Origin of the sequence: Bordetella genomosp. 2, from assembly GCF_002261345.1 — a bacterium.
Classification (GTDB): Bacteria; Pseudomonadota; Gammaproteobacteria; order Burkholderiales; family Burkholderiaceae_B; genus Bordetella_A.
The window spans coordinates 65,407-82,934 of record NZ_NEVT01000003.1; the positions used below are offsets into that span (position 1 = coordinate 65,407).

At 70.3% G+C, this 17,528-nt stretch carries 18 protein-coding genes; 9 read left to right on the plus strand and 9 right to left on the minus strand.

Annotation, left to right across the window (positions count from 1 at the left end; all coding sequences use genetic code 11):
• Nucleotides 1-5: 5 nt before the first annotated feature.
• From maiA to gtdA, 5 genes are all read right to left on the minus strand, one after another.
• Nucleotides 6-644: a maleylacetoacetate isomerase gene (maiA, locus tag CAL24_RS02360; protein ID WP_028355093.1), complete on the minus strand. Its 639-nt coding sequence runs from the start codon at nucleotides 642-644 to the stop codon at nucleotides 6-8.
• 53 nt (nucleotides 645-697) lie between these two features.
• On the minus strand, nucleotides 698-1,663 hold the full coding sequence (locus CAL24_RS02365) for a tripartite tricarboxylate transporter substrate binding protein (RefSeq protein WP_028355092.1): 966 nt from the start codon (nucleotides 1,661-1,663) through the stop codon (nucleotides 698-700).
• A gap of 133 nt (nucleotides 1,664-1,796) precedes the next feature.
• Nucleotides 1,797-3,056 (minus strand): flavin-dependent oxidoreductase, encoded by a 1,260-nt coding sequence (locus CAL24_RS02370; RefSeq protein WP_094805636.1) that lies wholly within the window; start codon nucleotides 3,054-3,056, stop codon nucleotides 1,797-1,799.
• 2 nt (nucleotides 3,057-3,058) lie between these two features.
• The gene (locus tag CAL24_RS02375; protein WP_094805637.1) at nucleotides 3,059-3,757 is read right to left on the minus strand and encodes a fumarylacetoacetate hydrolase family protein; all 699 of its coding nucleotides are present in this window, start codon (nucleotides 3,755-3,757) and stop codon (nucleotides 3,059-3,061) included.
• Nucleotides 3,758-3,794: 37 nt separating this feature from the next.
• A complete protein-coding gene (gene gtdA / locus CAL24_RS02380) occupies nucleotides 3,795-4,847 on the minus strand; it encodes a gentisate 1,2-dioxygenase (protein ID WP_094805638.1) in 1,053 nt (350 codons plus the stop codon).
• 140 nt (nucleotides 4,848-4,987) lie between these two features.
• Here gtdA and CAL24_RS02385 point away from each other — a divergent pair, with 140 nt between their 5' ends.
• On the plus strand, nucleotides 4,988-5,923 hold the full coding sequence (locus CAL24_RS02385) for a LysR substrate-binding domain-containing protein (protein WP_094805639.1): 936 nt from the start codon (nucleotides 4,988-4,990) through the stop codon (nucleotides 5,921-5,923).
• A gap of 150 nt (nucleotides 5,924-6,073) precedes the next feature.
• Entirely contained in the window at nucleotides 6,074-6,499 is a 426-nt protein-coding gene (locus CAL24_RS02390) for a DUF3592 domain-containing protein (protein ID WP_249278466.1), read from the plus strand.
• On the opposite strand, the gene glpK is transcribed toward CAL24_RS02390, so the two are convergent.
• Both glpK and CAL24_RS02400 read right to left on the minus strand, forming a co-directional pair.
• The gene (gene glpK / locus CAL24_RS02395) at nucleotides 6,496-8,025 is read right to left on the minus strand and encodes a glycerol kinase GlpK (RefSeq protein ID WP_094805640.1); all 1,530 of its coding nucleotides are present in this window, start codon (nucleotides 8,023-8,025) and stop codon (nucleotides 6,496-6,498) included. The two genes, CAL24_RS02390 and glpK, sit on opposite strands and share 4 nt — an antisense overlap.
• 13 nt (nucleotides 8,026-8,038) lie before the next feature.
• A complete protein-coding gene (locus CAL24_RS02400; protein ID WP_170947044.1) occupies nucleotides 8,039-9,403 on the minus strand; it encodes a DHA2 family efflux MFS transporter permease subunit in 1,365 nt (454 codons plus the stop codon).
• Nucleotides 9,404-9,569: 166 nt separating this feature from the next.
• Between CAL24_RS02400 and CAL24_RS02405 the strand changes: the two genes are divergently transcribed.
• From CAL24_RS02405 to CAL24_RS02420, 4 genes are all read left to right on the plus strand, one after another.
• Nucleotides 9,570-9,758, plus strand: coding sequence for a DUF3460 family protein (locus tag CAL24_RS02405; protein WP_028355084.1), 189 nt, complete (start codon nucleotides 9,570-9,572; stop codon nucleotides 9,756-9,758).
• Between the two features lie 16 nt (nucleotides 9,759-9,774).
• A complete protein-coding gene (locus CAL24_RS02410) occupies nucleotides 9,775-10,662 on the plus strand; it encodes a segregation and condensation protein A (RefSeq protein WP_028355083.1) in 888 nt (295 codons plus the stop codon).
• 30 nt (nucleotides 10,663-10,692) lie between these two features.
• Nucleotides 10,693-11,535 carry a pantoate--beta-alanine ligase gene (gene panC / locus CAL24_RS02415; protein ID WP_028355082.1) on the plus strand — a complete coding sequence of 281 codons (843 nt, stop codon included), beginning with the start codon at nucleotides 10,693-10,695 and terminating at the stop codon, nucleotides 11,533-11,535.
• Nucleotides 11,536-11,677: 142 nt separating this feature from the next.
• Complete coding sequence (locus CAL24_RS02420; RefSeq protein ID WP_051439494.1) at nucleotides 11,678-11,920, plus strand: LuxR C-terminal-related transcriptional regulator; 243 nt, start codon at nucleotides 11,678-11,680, stop codon at nucleotides 11,918-11,920.
• A 34-nt stretch (nucleotides 11,921-11,954) separates the two neighbouring features.
• Here the strand turns inward: CAL24_RS02420 and CAL24_RS02425 are convergent, their stop codons facing one another.
• Together CAL24_RS02425 and CAL24_RS02430 are read right to left on the minus strand one after the other, a co-directional pair.
• Nucleotides 11,955-13,961, minus strand: coding sequence for a PIG-L family deacetylase (locus CAL24_RS02425; protein ID WP_094805641.1), 2,007 nt, complete (start codon nucleotides 13,959-13,961; stop codon nucleotides 11,955-11,957).
• Nucleotides 13,962-14,188: 227 nt separating this feature from the next.
• On the minus strand, nucleotides 14,189-14,920 hold the full coding sequence (locus tag CAL24_RS02430; RefSeq protein ID WP_028355080.1) for a hypothetical protein: 732 nt from the start codon (nucleotides 14,918-14,920) through the stop codon (nucleotides 14,189-14,191).
• A gap of 182 nt (nucleotides 14,921-15,102) precedes the next feature.
• On the opposite strand from CAL24_RS02430, the gene CAL24_RS02435 reads away from it, so the two are divergent.
• From CAL24_RS02435 to zapD, 3 genes are all read left to right on the plus strand, one after another.
• Nucleotides 15,103-15,951 (plus strand): prepilin peptidase, encoded by an 849-nt coding sequence (locus tag CAL24_RS02435; RefSeq protein WP_028355079.1) that lies wholly within the window; start codon nucleotides 15,103-15,105, stop codon nucleotides 15,949-15,951.
• Between the two features lie 70 nt (nucleotides 15,952-16,021).
• Entirely contained in the window at nucleotides 16,022-16,666 is a 645-nt protein-coding gene (coaE, locus tag CAL24_RS02440; RefSeq protein WP_094805642.1) for a dephospho-CoA kinase, read from the plus strand.
• Between the two features lie 41 nt (nucleotides 16,667-16,707).
• Nucleotides 16,708-17,460: a cell division protein ZapD gene (zapD, locus tag CAL24_RS02445; protein WP_028355077.1), complete on the plus strand. Its 753-nt coding sequence runs from the start codon at nucleotides 16,708-16,710 to the stop codon at nucleotides 17,458-17,460.
• Nucleotides 17,461-17,528 lie beyond the last annotated feature (68 nt).

The window sequence follows — 17,528 nt, forward strand, 5'->3', positions numbered from 1 at the left end:
TGGTCTCAGCCGGCGAAGTCCGGCTGCTGGCGCGGCGCGGCGGCCTGGAAAGCGGGCTGCGCGCTGCAGTGCCCGGCCACGCGCATGACGTTGGGGTAGGCCGACAGGTCGCAGCCCATGCGCTGCGCGTTGGCGACCTGCGGCACCAGGCAGCAGTCGGCCAGCGTGGGGGCCGCGCCGAAGCAATAGGGGCCATCGCCGTGGCGGGCCAGCAGCGTCTCGACCGTGGCCATGCCCTCGCCGATCCAGTGGCGGTACCAGGCGTTCTTCTGCTCGTCCGAGGCGCCCAGCACCTCCTGCAGGTAGCGCAGGATGCGCAGGTTGTTCACCGGATGGATGTCGCAGGCGATGGCGTACGACAACTCCAGCACGCGGGCGCGCCGCGCCGCGTCGGCCGGGATCAGGCGCGGCTCGGGATGCGCGGCGTCCAGGTAGTCGATGATGGCCAGCGACTGGCCCAGCGCGAACTGGCCGTCTTCCAGCAGCGGCACGTTGGCCGACGGGTTGCGCGCCACGTAGTCGTCGGCCCGGTGTTCGAGCCGGCGGATATTCACGGGCCGGTAGTCGTAGGGCAGGCCCTTGAGGGCGAGCGCGATGCGCACCCGGTACGAGGTCGAGCTGTTGAAGAAGCTGTGCAGTTGCATGGAATCTACGGAGTGGGTGGCGGGAAGGGCAGGGGCGCCGCGCAGCCGGCGGCCTAGTCGGCGCTGATGCCGGTGCGCGTGATGACGTCGTCCCAGCGCTTGGCGTCCTTGGCGACCAGTGCGCCGAACTCGGCCGGGGTGGAGGTGGCCGGCACCATGCCTTGCGCGTCGAACGCGGTGGCGGTGGCCGGGTCTTGCAGGATCACGTTGATCGCCTCGTTCATGCGCTGGATGATGGCGGCCGGCGTGCCGGCGGGCGCCAGCACGCCGTACCACATGTCGACATCGGCGCCCTGCAGGCCCGCCTCGGTCAGGGTCGGCACGTCCGGCAATTGGGGCAGGCGCTTGGGGCTGCCGGTGGCAATGACCTTGAGCTTGCCGGCGCGCACCTGCGGCAGCGCCACGTGGACCGGCAGGAACATGTAGTCCAGGCGTCCGCCCAGCATGTCGGTCACCGCGCCCGCGGTGCCCTTGTAGGGCACGTGCAGCATGTCGGCCTGGATGCGGTCCAGGAACAAGGCCATCGACAGGTGGTGCGGGGTGCCCACGCCGGGCGTGCCGTAGGTGAGCTTGCCGGGCGCCGCCTGGGCGGCCCGGGCCACATCGGCCACCGTGGCGGCCGGATTGGACGGATGCGTGACCAGCAGCAGCGAGCCCCACGAGGTCTGGCCGACCGGGGCGAAGTCCTTGAGCGGATCGAAATGCAGCTTGCCCTTGTACAGGCTGCTGTTCATCACCAGCGTGTTGACGGTGACCAGGAAGGTATAGCCATCGGGGGCGGCGCGCGCCGCCTTCTCGGTGCCGATGTTGCCGCTGGCGCCCGGCAGGTTTTCCACCACCACCGGCTGGCCCAGCTTGCCGGGCAGGTGCGCCGACAACTGGCGGGCGATCAGGTCAATACCGGTGCCCGGCGTGAACGGCACGATCAGGGTGATGGGGCGCTCGGGCCAGGCGGCCTGGCTGGCGGCGGCCGCCAGCGACAGGGTCAGCGCGCCCAGGGCGCGTATGAGGGTAAGCATGTTTGTCTCTCCTGGTGTTGTTGTTGTGTCGTGGCCTTGCGAGGTGTCTTATGAGGTGTCAGACACCCTGCGGGTGTCTGACACCTGTTCATCCTTCCGCGTGCCTGCCAGCTGGCCGTCTGTGCGGCGGCCCCTACAGGAACGACGCGCGTGCCTTCAGGCTGGCCGGGTCGAAGCCGGCGATCTGCTTGTAGCGGTTCGAGATGCCTTCCAGTTCCGCGCGGCTGATCACGTCGTCGATGCGCTGGTACGGCCGGTCGCCGGAACGTTCGTAGACTTCCCGCAGGATGGCGTCGGGCGGGTTGGCGCGGTTGGTCAGCACCACGCGCGTGGTGGCCTCGACGCGCACGCGGTCGTACTCCTGCAACGCCGCCGTGCCCAGGCCCTGCCGCTTCAGCTGGCCGGCCAGGAAGCGCGCGTCGATCACCGCCTGGCCGGCGCCGTTCGAGCCGCGCGGCACCATCGGGTGGGCGGCGTCGCCCAGCAGCGTCACGCGCCCGCGCGTCCAGGTGGGCAGCGGGTCCTGGTCCACCATGGGATATTCCAGGATCGATTCGGCGTTGCGGATCAGCGCGGCCACGTCGAGCCAGTCGAATTGCCAGTCGGCGAAAGCGGGGTAGAAGTCGTCGAGCCGGCCGGCGCGGTTCCAGTCGCGCTGCGCGGGCACCGGCGCCTCGATCTCGGCCACCCAGTTGATCAACTGGTTGCCGTCGGCGTCGATGGCGTCGCGGATCGGATAGATGACCATCTTGCCGGTCGCCAGCCAGCCGGCGCGCACCATGCTGCCGCCGCTCAGGAACGGCCGGTGGCGCGTCACGCCGCGCCACATGTTGACGCCGGAATAGCGCGGCGGCCCTTCGTCGGGATAGAGCTGCTTGCGCAGCGCCGAATGGATGCCATCGCAGCCCACCGCGATGGCGCCGCGCACCGGCGGCAGCGCCTGGCCGGCCGCGTCGGTGAAGTGCGCCGTGACGCCGTCGTCGTCCTGGTCGACCCGCAGGCAGCGGTGGCCGGTCACTACGCTGTCCGGGCCCAGGCGCTCGCGCACTGCCGCCAGCAGCGCCATTTGCAGGTCGCCGCGGTGGATCGAGTATTGGGGCCAGTCGTAGCCGGCCGCCTTGCCGGCCGGCTCGCTGTAGATGAACTGGCCGTGGCGGGTGAAGAAGATCGACTCGCGGGTGTGCACGCCCAGCGCATCCAGCGCCGGCAGCAAGCCCAGTTCGTCGAGTTCGCGTGCGGCGTGCGGCAGCAGGTTGATGCCCACGCCCAGCGGCCGGATCTCGGCCACGGCTTCATAGACGCGGCAGCCGATGCCGGCCTGGTGCAGGCTCAGCGCCAGTACCAGGCCGCCCACGCCGGCGCCGACAATGACGACTTCGGTGTCGCGCTGCATGGCTACACCACCTTCACGCGCAGCGTATCCAGCCCGTCGACGCCGCCTTCCATGAGGTCGCCGGCGACCACCGGGCCCACGCCCTCGGGCGTGCCGGTGTAGATCAGGTCGCCCGGCTCCAGCCGGAAGTAGCGCGACAGGTAGGCGATGGTCTCGGCCACCGACCAGATCAGCTTGGCGGTGTCGCTGCGCTGCCGGTCCTGGCCATTGACTTGCAGCCAGATCGCCGCGCGCGACAGGTCGCCCGCCTCGGCGGCGCGATGCAGCGGCGAGATGGGCGCGCTCTGGTCGAACGCCTTGCCCAGCTCCCAGGGCCGGCCGGCCTCGCGCACTTTCATCTGCAGGTCGCGGCGCGTCATGTCCAGGCCCACGGCATAGCCCCAGACGTGGGCCAGCGCGTCGTCCACCGCGATATTGCTGCCCGCCTTGCCGATGGCCGCCACCAGTTCGATCTCGTAGTGATAGTTGGCGGTCTCGGCCGGATAGGGGATCTCCAGCGTGGCGCCCGGCGCGGCCGGCACCACCGCGTCGGCCGGCTTGCAGAAGAAGAACGGCGGCTCGCGGTCGGGATCGAAGCCCATTTCGCGGGCGTGTGCGGCGTAGTTGCGGCCCACACAATAGACGCGGCGCACGGGGAAGCGCTCCTGGCTGCCGGCCACGGCAATGGTGGTCGGCGCGGCGGGCGGGAAGACGAGAGACATGGGCAGACCTTCGGTGTTGCGTAAAAGGGAAAAGGGATCAGGCCTCGCGCGACTCGCGCAGCAGGCCCAGCGCGGCCTGCACGGGCCGGTCGGAATAACTGAACAGCGTGGCGTCCTCGAGCGCGCCGAGCTGCACCGGCTGCCAGGACGGCGCCACGAAGATGTCGCGCGGGCCGAAATCGAACTGCTGGTCGCCGATGCGCGCCGTGCCGCGGCCTTCCACCACGCTGTAGACGGTGGAGTCGGTGCTGCGGTAGGTCCGGCCATGAAAGCCGGCCGGCAGGAACTGCATGAAGGTGGCCATGGTCGGCATCGGGTAGCCGCCGGTGGCGGGGTTCACATAGCGCAGCTTGACGCCGTCCCACGCGTCGAGCTCGCCATGGCGGTACAGCTGGTCCAGCGCCTCGCGGCTGCGCTCGTACGGGTAGTTGAAGATCGGCGAGGAGCCGCCGCCCGGCTGGTAGCGCACCGGCAGCATGTTGTGGCTGAAGCGCGCGGCGCTGTCGCCCTCGGGCCGGCTGACCGGCTGCGTGGCGGTCGGATAGTTCTCGGCGAAGCCGGCATCCAGGAACCGCAGCAGGGGAATGTCCAGGCCGTCCAGCCAGATGACCGGCTCGCCGCCGTCGGCGGCCTCCGGGTTGCCGTGGTCGTGCCATGTCCACGACGGCGTGATGATGAAGTCGCCGGGCCGCATGGTGGTGCGCTCGCCGTCCACGGCGGTGTAGGCCCCGCGCCCTTCGACGATGAAGCGCAGCGCCGACTGCGTATGCCGGTGGCTGGGGGCGATCTCGCCGGGCAGGATCAGCTGCAGCCCGGCGTACAGGGTCTGGGTGATGCTGGCCTGGCCCGGCAGCCCGGGGTTCTCCAGGATCAGCACGCGGCGCACGGCCTCTTCGGCGCTGATCAGCTCGCCGGAGGCCAGCACGTCGGCGCGCACGTTCTCGTACTTCCAGATGGCCGGCAGGCAGCGCGAGGCCGGCTGGCGCGGCACCAGGTTGTGCAGCGATTCCCACAGCGGGGCCATGTGCTTCTGGGCGATGCCGGCGTAGTAGGCGGCGCGCGCGTCGGCGTTGACTGGGCCGTCGGGCATGATTTGTCTCCGGTTCGGGCCGGCCGGGCGTGGCCGGCCGCTGCTGGCGATGTTGTTTCAGCCATTATGCGGCGCCAGGTATGCTCATTAAAATGAAATAATCTTATTATTCATACGTAAAACAATATGGGTGGAGACTCATGGACTGGACCCACCGGCTGCGCCTGCGCAACCTGAAAATGCTGTTGAGCCTGGCGCAGACGCGCAACATCAGCCATTCGGCCGCCATGCTCAACACCACCCAGCCGGGCCTGTCGAAGTGGCTCAAGGACCTGGAAGAGGACATCGGCCTGCCGCTGTTCGAGCGCCATGCGCGCGGCCTGCGGCCCACCCCCTACGGCGATGCGCTGATCGCCCATGCCCAGCGCATCGATGCGCAGCTCGACCGCGCCAGCGGCGACATGGCGGCGCTGCGCGAAGGCGGGGGCGGGCGCGTGGTCATCGGGGCGTCGGGCGCCTCGGCGTCGGACACCGTGCCGCTGGCGGTCATCCGCCTGCTCGAGCGCATGCCGCAGGCCCGCGTCAAGCTGGTCGAGGGCACCACCGACCGCCTGCTGGCGCAGCTGGCCCAGGGCGAGCTGGACATCGTGGTGGGCCGCTACGCCCCGGAACACCACGACCCGGCGATCCAGTCCGAAGCCCTGTACCTGGAGCCCATCCACCTGGTGGCGCGGCCCCGCCATCCGCTATTCGCCCTGGCCGCGCCGCAGTGGGCCGACCTGCGCGCCTACCGCTGGATCCTCTGGCCCAAGGGCACGCCCATCCGCAACGCGCTCGACACCGCGCTGGAAGCCGTCGGCCTGTCGGCGCCGGCCGACGCGGTGGAGTCGAATTCGGTCACGGTGAACCTCACGCTGATCAACAACAGCGACATGATCGGCGTGGCCTCGCATCGCGCCGCCCTGCGCTTTTCGCAGATGAACGCGATGCGCATCGTGCCCTTGCGCCTGTCGGGCTTCGGCTCGGTGGCCATGTACTGGCGCCGCGAGACCTTCCTGCCGGCCGCGGTCGAAGCCGCCATGGCCTGCCTGCGCCAGGCGGTCGCCGACCATGCCCCGGGCGGCGCGGCGCGCTGAACGGCCGCGCTTTCGCAGGCGCGGGCAATACCCGCTGCGGCGCCGGGCCCGGGAGCGCCCGCCGCTGTCCCTTGAACTGAAGTATTGGCGTCATCCGGCTTGCCTAGCATTGTCGCGGATTCAAACCCTTATTCAAGGACGCCTGCAGGGATGAGCAATGCCGGATGGTGGGTGATCGGTACCGTGGCCGGGCTGGCGTTCGTGGCGTTCGTGGCCATGATCGTGCGCGACGCGGCCCGTCCGTACGAGGACGAGCGCTCGCTGGCGGAGCGCCTGGCGCGCACCGGCCAGCAGGCCGTGGCCGAGGTGCTGAACCTCGAGCGCCAGCCCGGCGGCGATGTCTACGCCGTGCCGATGAAGCTCGGCCTGCGCTATGGCGATGCGCACGGCCGCCAGCAGCATGTGGACCTCAGGGTGTACATCGACCGCGAACTGCTGTCGGCTTTCATGCCGGGCAAGATCGTGCATGTGCGCTACGACGCCCGGCATCCCCTCGCGCATCGCCGTCGACCGGCAGCTCAGCCCCACCGAGATCCCCGCCGCCTGGCGCGAGAAATAGGCGCGGCCGCGCGCTAGGCCGTGTCGCCGGCGCGCGCCCAGCCCTTGGCGTGTTCCACTGCCTGGCGCCAGCGGGCCAGGCGGGCGGCGCGGCGGTCGGCATTCCAGGTCGGCTCGAAGCGCCGTTCGGCTTCCCACTGGCCGGCGAATTCGTCCAGTCCGGCCCAGAAGCCGGTGGCCAGGCCGGCCAGCCCGGCCGCGCCGCGCGCCGTCGATTCGGATACGCGCGGGCGCACCACCGGCACGCCCAGCAGGTCGGCCTGCATCTGCATCAGCAGGTCGTTGCGGGCCGCGCCGCCGTCGACCCGCAGCTCGGACAGCTCGATGCCGCTGTCGGCGTTCATGCAGGTCAGCAGTTCGGCGCTCTGCAGCGCGATGGCCTCCAGCGTGGCGCGCGCGACGTGCGCGGCGGTGGTGCCGCGGGTCAGGCCCACCAGGGTGCCGCGCGCGTACGGGTCCCAGTCGGGGGCGCCCAGGCCGGCGAAGGCCGGCACCAGGAAGACGTCGTCGGTATCCGGCACGCTGGCGGCCAGCGCCTCGACCTGGTCGGAGCGCTGGATGATGCCGAGCCCGTCGCGCAGCCATTGCACCGCCGCGCCGGCCATGAATACGCCGCCTTCCAGCATGTAGGTGGGCCGCCCGCCCGGGCCGGCGCCGTCGGCGGGCAGGCCCCAGCCCACGGTGGACAGCAGGTTGTTGCGCGACGCCACCGGGGCGTCGCCCACGTTCATCAGCATGAAGCAGCCGGTGCCGTAAGTGTTCTTGGCCATGCCCGGCACGAAGCACGCCTGCCCGAAGGTGGCGGCCTGCTGGTCGCCGGCGATGCCCGCAATCGGGATGGGGCCGCCGAACCACTCGGGCAGGGCCTGGCCGACCTCGGCGCTGCTGGGCGCCAGCGACGGCAGCACGCTGCGGGGAATGTCGAACAGCGCCAGGATCTCGTCGCTCCAGTCTTGCGTGTGGATGTCGAACAGCAAGGTGCGCGAAGCGTTGCTGGGATCGGTGCTGTGCACCGCGCCGCCGGTCAGCTGCCACACCAGCCAGGTGTCGACCGTGCCGAAGGCCAGCTCGCCGCGCCGGGCGGCCTGGCGCGCGCCGGGCACGTGGTCGAGCAGCCAGGCCAGCTTGGTGCCGGAGAAGTACGCGTCCAGCACCAGCCCGGTGCGTTCCTGCAGCAGGCGGTCGTGGCCCTGCTCGCGCAGCTTGTCGCACAGCGGGGCGGTGCGGCGGTCCTGCCAGACCAGCGCATGCGCCAGCGGGCGGCCGCTGGCGCGGTCCCAGATAAGGGTGGTCTCGCGCTGATTGGTGATGCCGATGGCGGCCACGTCGGCGGCCGTGGCGCCGGCGTTGCGCAGCGCCTCGCGGGCGACGTCGAGCTGGCTCTGCCAGATCTCGCCGGCGTCGTGCTCGACCCAGCCCGGCTGCGGATAGTATTGACGGAATTCGCGCTGGCCCACGCCGCGCGCATGGCCGTCGCGGTCGAACACAATGGCGCGCGAACTGGTGGTGCCCTGGTCCAGCGCCAGGATGAACGATCTCGTCACGGTACCTCCCTGCCTACGACCCCTGCAATTGGGCGCCGGCGGTCGGCGCCAGCCTCCGGAACGACAGGAGGGAGGCCACGCACAGGCCGCCGATCACCAGGAACGCCACCATCACGTCGCCGATGGCGACATGCTGCGCGCCGCGCGCGGCCATGCTGAGATTCAGCGTGACGGCCGCCACCCCCACGCCCAGGCTGATGCCCAGTTGCTGGGCCATGGCGGCGAAACTGCTGGCGCTGCTCATGCGCGCGGGCGCGATATCGGCATAGGTTAGCGTATTTACGGCGGTGAACTGCAGCGAGCGGAAGAACCCGCCGGCCAGCAGGATGGCGATCATCAGCCATACCGGCGTGGCCGGCGTGAAGGCCGCGCAGGCGACGATGAACAAGCCGGTCAGGATGGCGTTGAGGGTCAGCACGCGGCGGAAGCCGAAGCGCTGCACGATGGGCGTGGCGACGAATTTCATCAGCAGCGCCCCGGCCGCGCTGGCGAAGGTGATCAGGCCCGCCGAGAACGGCGTCAGGCCGAAGCCCACCTGCAATTGCACCGCCAGCAGGAAGGGCATGGCGCCCACCGCGAAGCGGCACAGGTTGCCGCCCAGCACAGAAATGGCGAAGGTGGGCTCGCGCAGCAGGGTCAGGTCGATGATGGGGTGCTCGGCGCGCCTGGCATGCAGGACATACAGCGCGCCGCACAGCAGGCCCACGGCGGCCAGCGCCGCCACCGCCAGCGGCGGGATCAGGCTGTGGCCCAGCGCCTCGAAGGCGCTGACGAGGGTCGCCAGGCACACCGCGCTGAGCAGGAAGCCCGGCCAGTCCAGGCGCGGCGTGCCCGCCTCGCGGATTTCCGGCACGTAGCGGCGCACCAGCGCGATGCCCAGGATGCCGATCGGGATGTTGATCAGGAAGATCCAGTGCCATGACATGTAGGTAACCATGAAGCCGCCCAGCGGCGGCCCGATCACCGGGCCCAGCAGGGCGGGAATCGACAGGAACGACATGGCCTTGAGGAGGTCCTGCTTGGGCACCACGCGCAGCAGGATGATGCGCCCGACCGGCACCATCATGGCGCCGGCGATGCCTTGCGCCACGCGCGCCAGCACCAGGTGGGTCAGGTTCTGCGCCAGCGCGCAGGCCACCGAGCTGAGGGTGAACAGGGCGATGGCCGCCATGAAGACGCGCCGCGCGCCGTGGCGGTCGGCCGCCCAGCCGCTGACCGGCACGAACACCGCCACCGCCAGCAGATACGAGGTAATGGCCACGTTCAGCCGCACCGGGGTCGAGCCGAGCGCCTGGGCCATCGCCGGCAGCGCCGTGGCGACCACGGTGGAGTCGAGCATCTGCATGAACAGCGCGCACCCGACGATGAAGGGAATCATCCGCGCCGCGCGGGCGGCGTCCGGGAAAGAGGAATGAGAAGGGGAATTACTGGCGGATTCGGCGGACATGTCGGATGAGGGCGGGGCGGCAGGTCGATTGTAACGCCGGCAATCGCCCCGGGCTGAAGTAAACTTGCCGTATCCGCAACCTGTTGAATCCGGTGCCATGGCAAGCAACTACGAATCTGAAATCACCCGCTTCCTCAAGGCGTACAAGGCGGCGCACCCCGACGTGGAGCAGCGCCAGCGCGAGGGCCGCGCCCGCCTGTGGGACAAGCCCCAGGATACGGAGCTGCTCGAAGGCTTCCGCGCCGCCCGCGTGCCGCAGAAGCCGTACGTGTACCAGGCCGACTGAGTCCCAGCGGCCCCTCATGCCCTCCCAGCCCCCTGTTTCCGGCGAAGCCCTGGCCGCGCTGGTGGAACCCCCGGTGGACAGCACGCCCGACGTGGTCGACAGCGTGGCGTTCGCGCGCCTGTATGGCGAACCGCTGTTCCAGCTGCCCACCGATCTCTACATTCCGCCCGACGCGCTCGAGATCTTCCTGGAAACCTTCGAGGGGCCGCTCGACCTGCTGCTGTACCTGATCCGCAAGCAGAATTTCAACGTGCTGGACATCCCCATGGCGGATGTCACGCGCCAGTACCTGTCGTACGTCGAGCAGATCCGCCTGCACAACCTCGAACTGGCCGCGGAATACCTGCTGATGGCCGCGATGCTCATCGAGATCAAGTCGCGCATGCTGCTGCCGGTCAAGAAGACCGACACCGGCGAAGAGCCCGAGGACCCGCGCGCCGAACTGGTGCGGCGCCTGCTCGAATACGAGCAGATGAAGCTCGCCGCGCAGAAGCTCGATGCCATGCCGCAGCTGGGGCGCGACTTCACCCGCGCGCAGGCGGTGGCCGACCTCAGCGTCGAACGCATGCTGCCCGAGGTCAGCGTCGACGACCTGCGCGCCGCCTGGGCCGACATCCTCAAGCGCGCCAAGCTGAACCAGCACCATCACATCACGCGCGAGCAGCTCTCGGTGCGCGATCACATGACCCACATCCTGCGCCGCCTCAACGACGTGCGCTTCATGGAATTCGGCGAGCTCTTCATGGAGCGCATCCGCGAGGGCGCGCCGGTGGCGGTGGTGGTGGTGCATTTCATCGCCATGCTCGAACTGGCGCGCGAATCCCTGCTGGACATCACGCAGGCCGAACCCTACGCGCCCATCTACGTCCGCCTGGCCTATACCAGCGTGGCGGCGGCGGCCTGAGCCGGCCGCCGGCCGTCCCCGGAGACTCCCGTGAAAGTCGTACACACGATCCAAGAATTGCGCGACCACCTGCGCGGCCAGAACCGCGTGTCGTTCGTGCCGACCATGGGCAACCTGCACGAAGGCCACCTGGCCCTGATGAAACTGGCGCGCCAGCATGGCGACCCGGTGGTGGCCAGCATCTTCGTCAACCGCCTGCAATTCGGCCCCAACGAGGATTTCGACCGCTATCCGCGCACCTTGCGCGACGACATCGACAAGCTCGAGCGCCAGCGCGACGTCTACGTGCTGTTCGCGCCCGACGAGCGCGAGATGTACCCCGAGCCGCAGAACTACCGGGTGCAGCCGCCCGACGACCTGGGCGACATCCTGGAAGGCGAGTTCCGGCCGGGCTTCTTCGGCGGCGTCAGCACCGTGGTGCTCAAGCTGCTGTCGTGCGTGCAGCCGCGTGTGGCCGTGTTCGGCAAGAAGGACTACCAGCAGCTGATGATCGTGCGCAACATGTGCCGCCAGTTCCAACTGCCTGTGGAGATCGTCGCGCACGAAACCGTGCGCGCCGACGACGGCCTGGCGCTGTCCTCGCGCAATCGCTATTTGTCCGAATCCGAGCGGGCGGAGGCGCCGGCCCTGTATGCGGCGCTGCAGTCCATCAAGCAGCGCGTCGCCGATGGCGGGCACGACCTGCCGGCCATCGAGCGCGAAGCCGTCCAGGCGCTCGCCGGGCGCGGCTGGCAGGTGGACTATCTCGCCGTGCGCCGCCAGCGCGACCTGCAGCCGCCGTCGGCCGACGAAGTGCGGGCCGGCGAGCCGCTGGTGGCCCTGGCGGCCGCCAAGCTGGGCAACACGCGCCTGATCGACAACCTCGAGCTGTAGCCGCCCGCGAGGCCGCGCGCCCGTGCAATCTCGAAGCCGGATGAAATAATCCTGTGCGGATTGCCAGCTTTCTAGCAAAAAGATTGCCATGGCAGACTCTCCTGCAACCTTGCAATACAAGAGAGCCTTCAAGAGAGTCTTCATGCTGGATCCCACCGAGCCGCCCGGCGCCGATGCCGTTACCCGGTTGACCGCGCGCGAGCAGCAAATCGTGGCCTATCTGGCCGCCGGCAAACCCAACAAAGTCGTCGCCATAGAGCTCGGTATTTCCCTGCGCACCGCGGAAGCCCATCGCGCGCGCATTTTCCGCAAACTGGGCGTGCGCAACGCGCTGGAGCTGGCGTGCCGCCTGTGCCGCCATCGCCGCCGCTCCATCCATTCCTGACCGGCGGCCGGCCCCGCCTGCCGATGTTGCGCCTTCAGGGGCGCGCCGGCGCCGTGGCCGGCTTGACGCCCGAAACCGCCAGCACGCCCGGGCTGCGCGCGACGCCGCCGAACGGGCCGCCGCCATTGAGGGGCAAGTCCCCGATCGACGCCGCGGCGGCCCATACGCCGTTGCTGCGCGCCAGCACTTGGTAAGTTTGCAGCCGCCCGGCGGCGCGGGCCACGATATACAGGGTGCCGTGCACGAAGCGCATGGCCGGCAGCGATGCGGCATGGGCCTCCAGCTTGGTCGCCCGGCCGTCCTCGACGAGCCATAGCGGCCCGCCCTGGCGTTCCAGCACGGCGACCGCCACGTCGCCGTTGCGGTCCGCGCCGATGGCGGGCTTGCCCACGTATTCCACGCCCAGGTCGACGGCGGCGCTCCAGCGCAGGGCCGCGTCATCGGCGGGAATGGCCGGATCCTGCACGATGCGCAGCAGGCGGCGGCTGTCGCGGGCGCGCAGGTAGAGTTCGATCAGCCCCTCGGCGTTGCGGATGGCCGCCAGGCCGCCGCCGCAGGCCGGCGCCGGCACGACGCGCCAGGGCGACCAGGCAGCTGGGTTGCCGGCGCTGCGCTGCGCGCTGGCGTACAGGCGCCCGGCCTGGTCGATGGCGAAGACCACATAGCGATTGGCGCCGTCGCGGGCAATAGCGGCATTGCCCATGGCGCCGGGCAGCGGGGGCAGCGCCTGCCAGGGCGTCCAGCTGTGGTCCAGGCCCGTCAGGGTAGTCCAGTGGTACAGGCCGTCGTTGCCCATCACCACGGCGGCCGCGTCGCCGCGCGGCGCTACTGCCGGCGCGCGGGCCGCCCGCACGCCGGCCATGGCTTGCCAGCCTTTCCAGGTGCCGTCGAGGCTCTGCTTGTTGAGCCACAGGCCGCCCAGCGTGTCGCGGGCGAACAGGCCGACGGTCGAATCCGGGTAGGCGAACGACACCAGCGGCCCGGCGGTGCGCCCGCCCAGCGTGTTCCAGCGGCGATTGCGCTCGTCCCACATGTTGACCGCATCGTTGGCCTCGCCCGCGGCAAACACCATCAGGCCGCCCTGCGGATCGGGGAACAGCTCCGGCGCGACGTCGTGGCGCGACACGTAGTACGAGCGGCGCACCCAGGCCGCGGCGGGACCGGCCGGCTCCATGCAGCCCTGCGGGCCCGAGCAATAGTGATAGTCGTTCCAGGCATACTGCCGGAAGATCTCCGACTTGCTGGCGATCTCCGCGTCGGCGAGGTTGGCGTCGCGTTCCTGGCTGGGGTAGTCGACATAGCCGGTCTCGGCATAATTGCCCGGCACGCGCGCCATGGCCTCGCGCACCAGGCGGGCGCTGGCGATGTGGTCGGGGTGCCCGTGGCCGGCGCAGCGCCAGCACAACTGGGTGTAGGGCACGCTGATCGTGTCGTCGAGGTGCCGCACGGCGGTCGGGCCGTAGCCCTCGATGATGGCCGCGAGCGTGCGCACCAGGTCGTCCCGGGTATAGACATCGCGGTACGGGCCCAGCGTGCCGGCGGTCTTGCCCGGCACGGATTCGGCCTGGCTCAGCGGCGTCAAGCTGCCCCAGCCGTTGCCCAGCCAGGGATCCGCCAGGCGCATGTGCCACAGCTGCACGCGCGGATTGCCCTGCAGCACGAAACGGGCGATATGGTAGGCGCCCACCTCGACCGTGTCTTCCTTCCACAGGTCGGGCTGGCCGGCCATGTAGGCGTAGGCGGCCCGCACGCCGCGCTCGCGGCCCAGCATGTAGCGTTCGCCCTCGCCGGCATCGCTGGCGGTCAGGTACACCACCTGCACGCAGCCGCCCGCGCCGATGTTGGCGGCGATGTCCGGGTTCATGAACAGCAGGTCGTCATCCAGGTGGGCGACGAAGGCCAGGTCCTTGATGCCATGGCATTCGCCCAGGGGCGGGGCCGGGGGAGCCGCGCGGGCCGCGCCCGCGCATAGGGCGAGGCAGGCCAGCCATGGCAGCGCGAGGCGGACGGCGCGAAGAAGACGGGCCGGAAAAGCGGGCATGATGAGTCAGGCGGCGGGCATCCCGACACGGGGCCTGGCGATGTCCTGCATCAGCCCGTGTATCTTGGTATGACGTAACGTTGGTTTTTATGTTGCGCGCTGAGTATAGCGGCTAAGGCCCGCTTGCGGACGCACGCGGGCGCGCGGCCCGGGCGGGCCGCCGGGGCGTTCACCCGGGCCCGTTGCCGTTTGCCCGCAGTCCGGCTATGGATTGACCGCCGCCGCGGTCAGGAGCACTTGGGCGCGCCCTGGCCGGACAGTTCGTCGATGGGGTCCAGGTCGGGCTGGCGCGTCATGCTGTAGTTCAGGTTGGGCGTCTTGCCCAGCACCGATTTGACGCGCAGTACGTTATTGGCGGCGACCACGAATTCGACCCGCAGGTTGCCGGCGGCATCGGACAGCAGCACGCGGGCCGGGCGTTCCGCCGTCGCGTCCCAGCAGCCCTGCTCGGCGGTGGGTTCGCTGAGCTTGCCGGCGTTGTCGAGGAAGGCGGTGCGGCTGCGCCAGCGGCCGTTGGGGGCGAGGGTCAGGGTGACGCGCTGCGCCACGCATTGCAGCGAGGGCGTCAGGCACGGCAGGGTGCCCATGTAGGTTTGCGCCTGCGGCACCAGCGCCTGCGCGGCGGGCGAGTGGCCGGCCGGCGCGTTGGCGGCGGCCACCGCCTGCTGTTCGGCCTCGGCTTCGGCGGGCTCGCCGGCATTGCCGGGCTTGCCCTGCTGGCCGGGCGGGCGGCCTTTCAGTTCGATCTGGAGTTGCGAGGGCGCGTGCACCACCTGGCGATAGCCGGCCCCCTGGCCCTGGTATTGGGCGTCGGTGATGGTGCTGGCCGCCGGCGGGTTGTAGTAGCCCTCGGTGCGCTGCTGGGCGCAGCCGGCCATCAGCGCCGCGCCGGCCAGGGCGGCCGCGAGCAGGGTGGGGGCGCTGCGGCGGGGCGCCGGGGCGGGCACGGGATCAGGCATGATGGCGGTTCGCGGTAGTTGGATATGTACGGAATTCTACGCATTTATGCAAACATCCGATACGCGCGTCCCGGCCACCGTCGTAGTTTGAACAATTCGCCGCATGCCGGAATAATGCGGCGTCGCCGGTGCCGATCCCGGCTCCGGCCCCGCGCGGGTGTTTCTTTGTATTGTCGAATTCCATGTGGCATGCCTTTGCAGTCGATCCAGGTTGGGCGATCGTCCTGGCCGCGGTACTGGGGCTGGTGGTGGGCGGCTGGCTGACCGTGCTGGCGCACCGCCTGCCGCGCATGATGGAGCGCGAATGGCTGCAGCAATGCCAGGAGGCCCGCCAGGCCGATCCGGCGCGGCATGAGCCAGCGGGCGAATACAGCCTGTGGCGCCCGGCCTGGCATTGCCCCGCCTGCGAGGCGCCGGTGCGCGGCTGGCGCCGCCTGCCGCTGGCCGGCTGGGCGCTGTTGCGCGGCCGCTGCGCCGATTGCGGCGCGGCGATCGGCTGGCGCTATCCGCTCACCGAGGCCCTGACCGCCCTGTTGTTCGCGCTGTGCGCGTGGCGCTTCGGTCCCACGCCGCTCGCCCTGTGCGCCATGGGGCTGTGCGCGGCGTTGCTGGCGCTGGCCTGGATCGACCTGCAGGCCAGCCTGCTGCCCGACGCGATCACGCTGCCGCTGGCCTGGGCCGGGCTGCTGGTGAACCTGGGCGGCGCGCTGGCGCCGCTGCCGCTGGCCGTACTGGGCGCCGTGGTAGGGTATGCGTTCCTGTGGCTGCTGTTCCACATGTTCCGCCTGCTGACCGGCCGCGAAGGCATGGGCTATGGCGACTTCAAGCTGCTGGCGGCGCTCGGCGCCTGGTTCGGCCTGGCCGCGCTGCCCGGCGTGCTGCTGGTGGCATCGCTGGCCGGCGTGGCGGGCGCGGGCATCCTGCGGCTGACCGGCCAGGCCCAGCGCGGCCAGCCGCTGCCGTTCGGGCCTTACCTGGCGCTGGCCGGCGTGGTCATGCTGCTGGCCATGGGGCGGCCCGCCTGGTTCTAGCGGCGCGCTGAATTCGCCGCCCGATGGGCGTATGCTGGCTGGCAACGGAGTTTTTCATGAGCGACCAGGTATGTACAAGATCGGCCTGACCGGCGGCATCGGCTCGGGCAAGACCCGGGTGGCGGACATGCTGGCCGAATGGGGCGCCGCCCTGATCGACACCGACGAGATCTCGCACGCGCTGACCGCGCCCGGCGGCGCGGCCATGCCGGCCATCCGCGACGCCTTCGGCGCCGCCGCCGTGACCGCCGATGGCGCGCTCGACCGCGCCTGGATGCGCGACCTAGTGTTCCGCCAGCCCGAGGCGCGCGCGCGCCTGGAAGCCGTGCTGCATCCCCTGATCGGCCTGCATACCGCGCGCGCGGCTGAAACCGCGCAAGGAACCTACCTGGTGTTCGTGGTGCCGCTGCTGGTCGAGTCGGGACGCTGGCGCGACCGGGTGGACCGCATCTGCGTGGTCGACTGCGATCCCGAAACCCAGGTGGCCCGGGTGCAGGCCCGCAGCGGGCTGACGGAGCCTGCCATCAGGCGTATCATGGCGGCACAGGCCGCGCGGGCAACCCGGCTCGCCGCAGCGGACGACGTCATCGTCAACGACGGCGCCACCTCTGCCGAGCAGTTGCGCGCGCGGGCAAAGGCTCTGCACGACCGCTGGTGCCGGCTGGCGACGGCATCGCGCCGGCCGCCGCATTCCGCGGCCGGCTTCCCTGAATAACCTCGGCCCGCGGGTCGACCACCAACAGGCCTGTATCAAGCGTGATTCTTTACGAATATCCTTTCAACGAGCGTATCCGCGCCTATCTTCGCCTGGAATATCTGTTCGACAGATTGTCCTATTTCGCGCGCGAAGGCGACCCCCGCCAGCACCAGATCGCGGTCGCCACCTTGTTCGATATTCTTGACGCCACTGAACGCACCGACATCAAGACCTCCGTCCTGCAAGACCTCGAACGGCAGCGCGTGGCGCTGCTGGCGCTGCGCGACCATCCCGGCGTCGCGCAGGACGCCCTGGAAGCCATGCTGACCGACATGGAACGCACCGTCGGCGCGCTGGCCGCGCAAGGGCGGGCCGGCCAGCCCCTGCGCGAGAACGAATGGCTGGTCAGCCTGCGCGGCCGGCTGGCCGTGCCGGGCGGCGCCACCCAGGTGGACATGCCTTCGTACCATGCCTGGCAGCACAAGGCCGGGCCGGCGCGCTGCGCCGACCTGCAGGCCTGGTCCGCGCCGCTGCGGCCGCTGCAAGACGCGGTGTCCATGGCGCTGCGGCTGCTGCGCGAATCGGGCCGCCGCTCCGACATCGTGGCCGAGCAGGGCGGCTACCAGCAGATGCTTGCCGGCAAGCTGTTCCAGTTGCTGCGCGTCTGGATCGACCCGGCCGCCGGCGTTTTCCCGGAAATCAGCGCCAACAAGTACATGATCTGGATCCGCTTCTCGGCGCAGGACGGCGATGCCAAGCCCCAGCAGGTGGCGCGCGACATCGGTTTCCAGATGTCGCTTTGCAGCGCCTGAGGGCGGTTCGCATCGACCGGAACCCGGCCCGGATTCCTGTTGCGGTGTATTTCAAGGCGGCCCGGCCG

Bases quoted from the DNA above. Each gene is read 5' to 3' on its own strand.
- CAL24_RS02400 (WP_170947044.1), bottom strand. From the start codon at position 9,403: ATGATTCCCTTCATCGTCGGGTGCGCGCTGTTCATGCAGATGCTCGAC.
- CAL24_RS02430 (WP_028355080.1), bottom strand. From the start codon at position 14,920: ATGCCTGATCCCGTGCCCGCCCCGGCGCCCCGCCGCAGCGCCCCCACC.
- CAL24_RS02365 (WP_028355092.1), bottom strand. From the start codon at position 1,663: ATGCTTACCCTCATACGCGCCCTGGGCGCGCTGACCCTGTCGCTGGCG.
- gtdA (WP_094805638.1), bottom strand. From the start codon at position 4,847: ATGCCCGACGGCCCAGTCAACGCCGACGCGCGCGCCGCCTACTACGCC.
- CAL24_RS02385 (WP_094805639.1), top strand. From the start codon at position 4,988: ATGGACTGGACCCACCGGCTGCGCCTGCGCAACCTGAAAATGCTGTTG.
- CAL24_RS02375 (WP_094805637.1), bottom strand. From the start codon at position 3,757: ATGTCTCTCGTCTTCCCGCCCGCCGCGCCGACCACCATTGCCGTGGCC.
- CAL24_RS02425 (WP_094805641.1), bottom strand. From the start codon at position 13,961: ATGCCCGCTTTTCCGGCCCGTCTTCTTCGCGCCGTCCGCCTCGCGCTG.
- maiA (WP_028355093.1), bottom strand. From the start codon at position 644: ATGCAACTGCACAGCTTCTTCAACAGCTCGACCTCGTACCGGGTGCGC.
- coaE (WP_094805642.1), top strand. From the start codon at position 16,022: ATGTACAAGATCGGCCTGACCGGCGGCATCGGCTCGGGCAAGACCCGG.
- CAL24_RS02420 (WP_051439494.1), top strand. From the start codon at position 11,678: ATGCTGGATCCCACCGAGCCGCCCGGCGCCGATGCCGTTACCCGGTTG.
- CAL24_RS02370 (WP_094805636.1), bottom strand. From the start codon at position 3,056: ATGCAGCGCGACACCGAAGTCGTCATTGTCGGCGCCGGCGTGGGCGGC.
- CAL24_RS02435 (WP_028355079.1), top strand. From the start codon at position 15,103: ATGTGGCATGCCTTTGCAGTCGATCCAGGTTGGGCGATCGTCCTGGCC.
- CAL24_RS02410 (WP_028355083.1), top strand. From the start codon at position 9,775: ATGCCCTCCCAGCCCCCTGTTTCCGGCGAAGCCCTGGCCGCGCTGGTG.
- CAL24_RS02405 (WP_028355084.1), top strand. From the start codon at position 9,570: ATGGCAAGCAACTACGAATCTGAAATCACCCGCTTCCTCAAGGCGTAC.
- CAL24_RS02390 (WP_249278466.1), top strand. From the start codon at position 6,074: ATGAGCAATGCCGGATGGTGGGTGATCGGTACCGTGGCCGGGCTGGCG.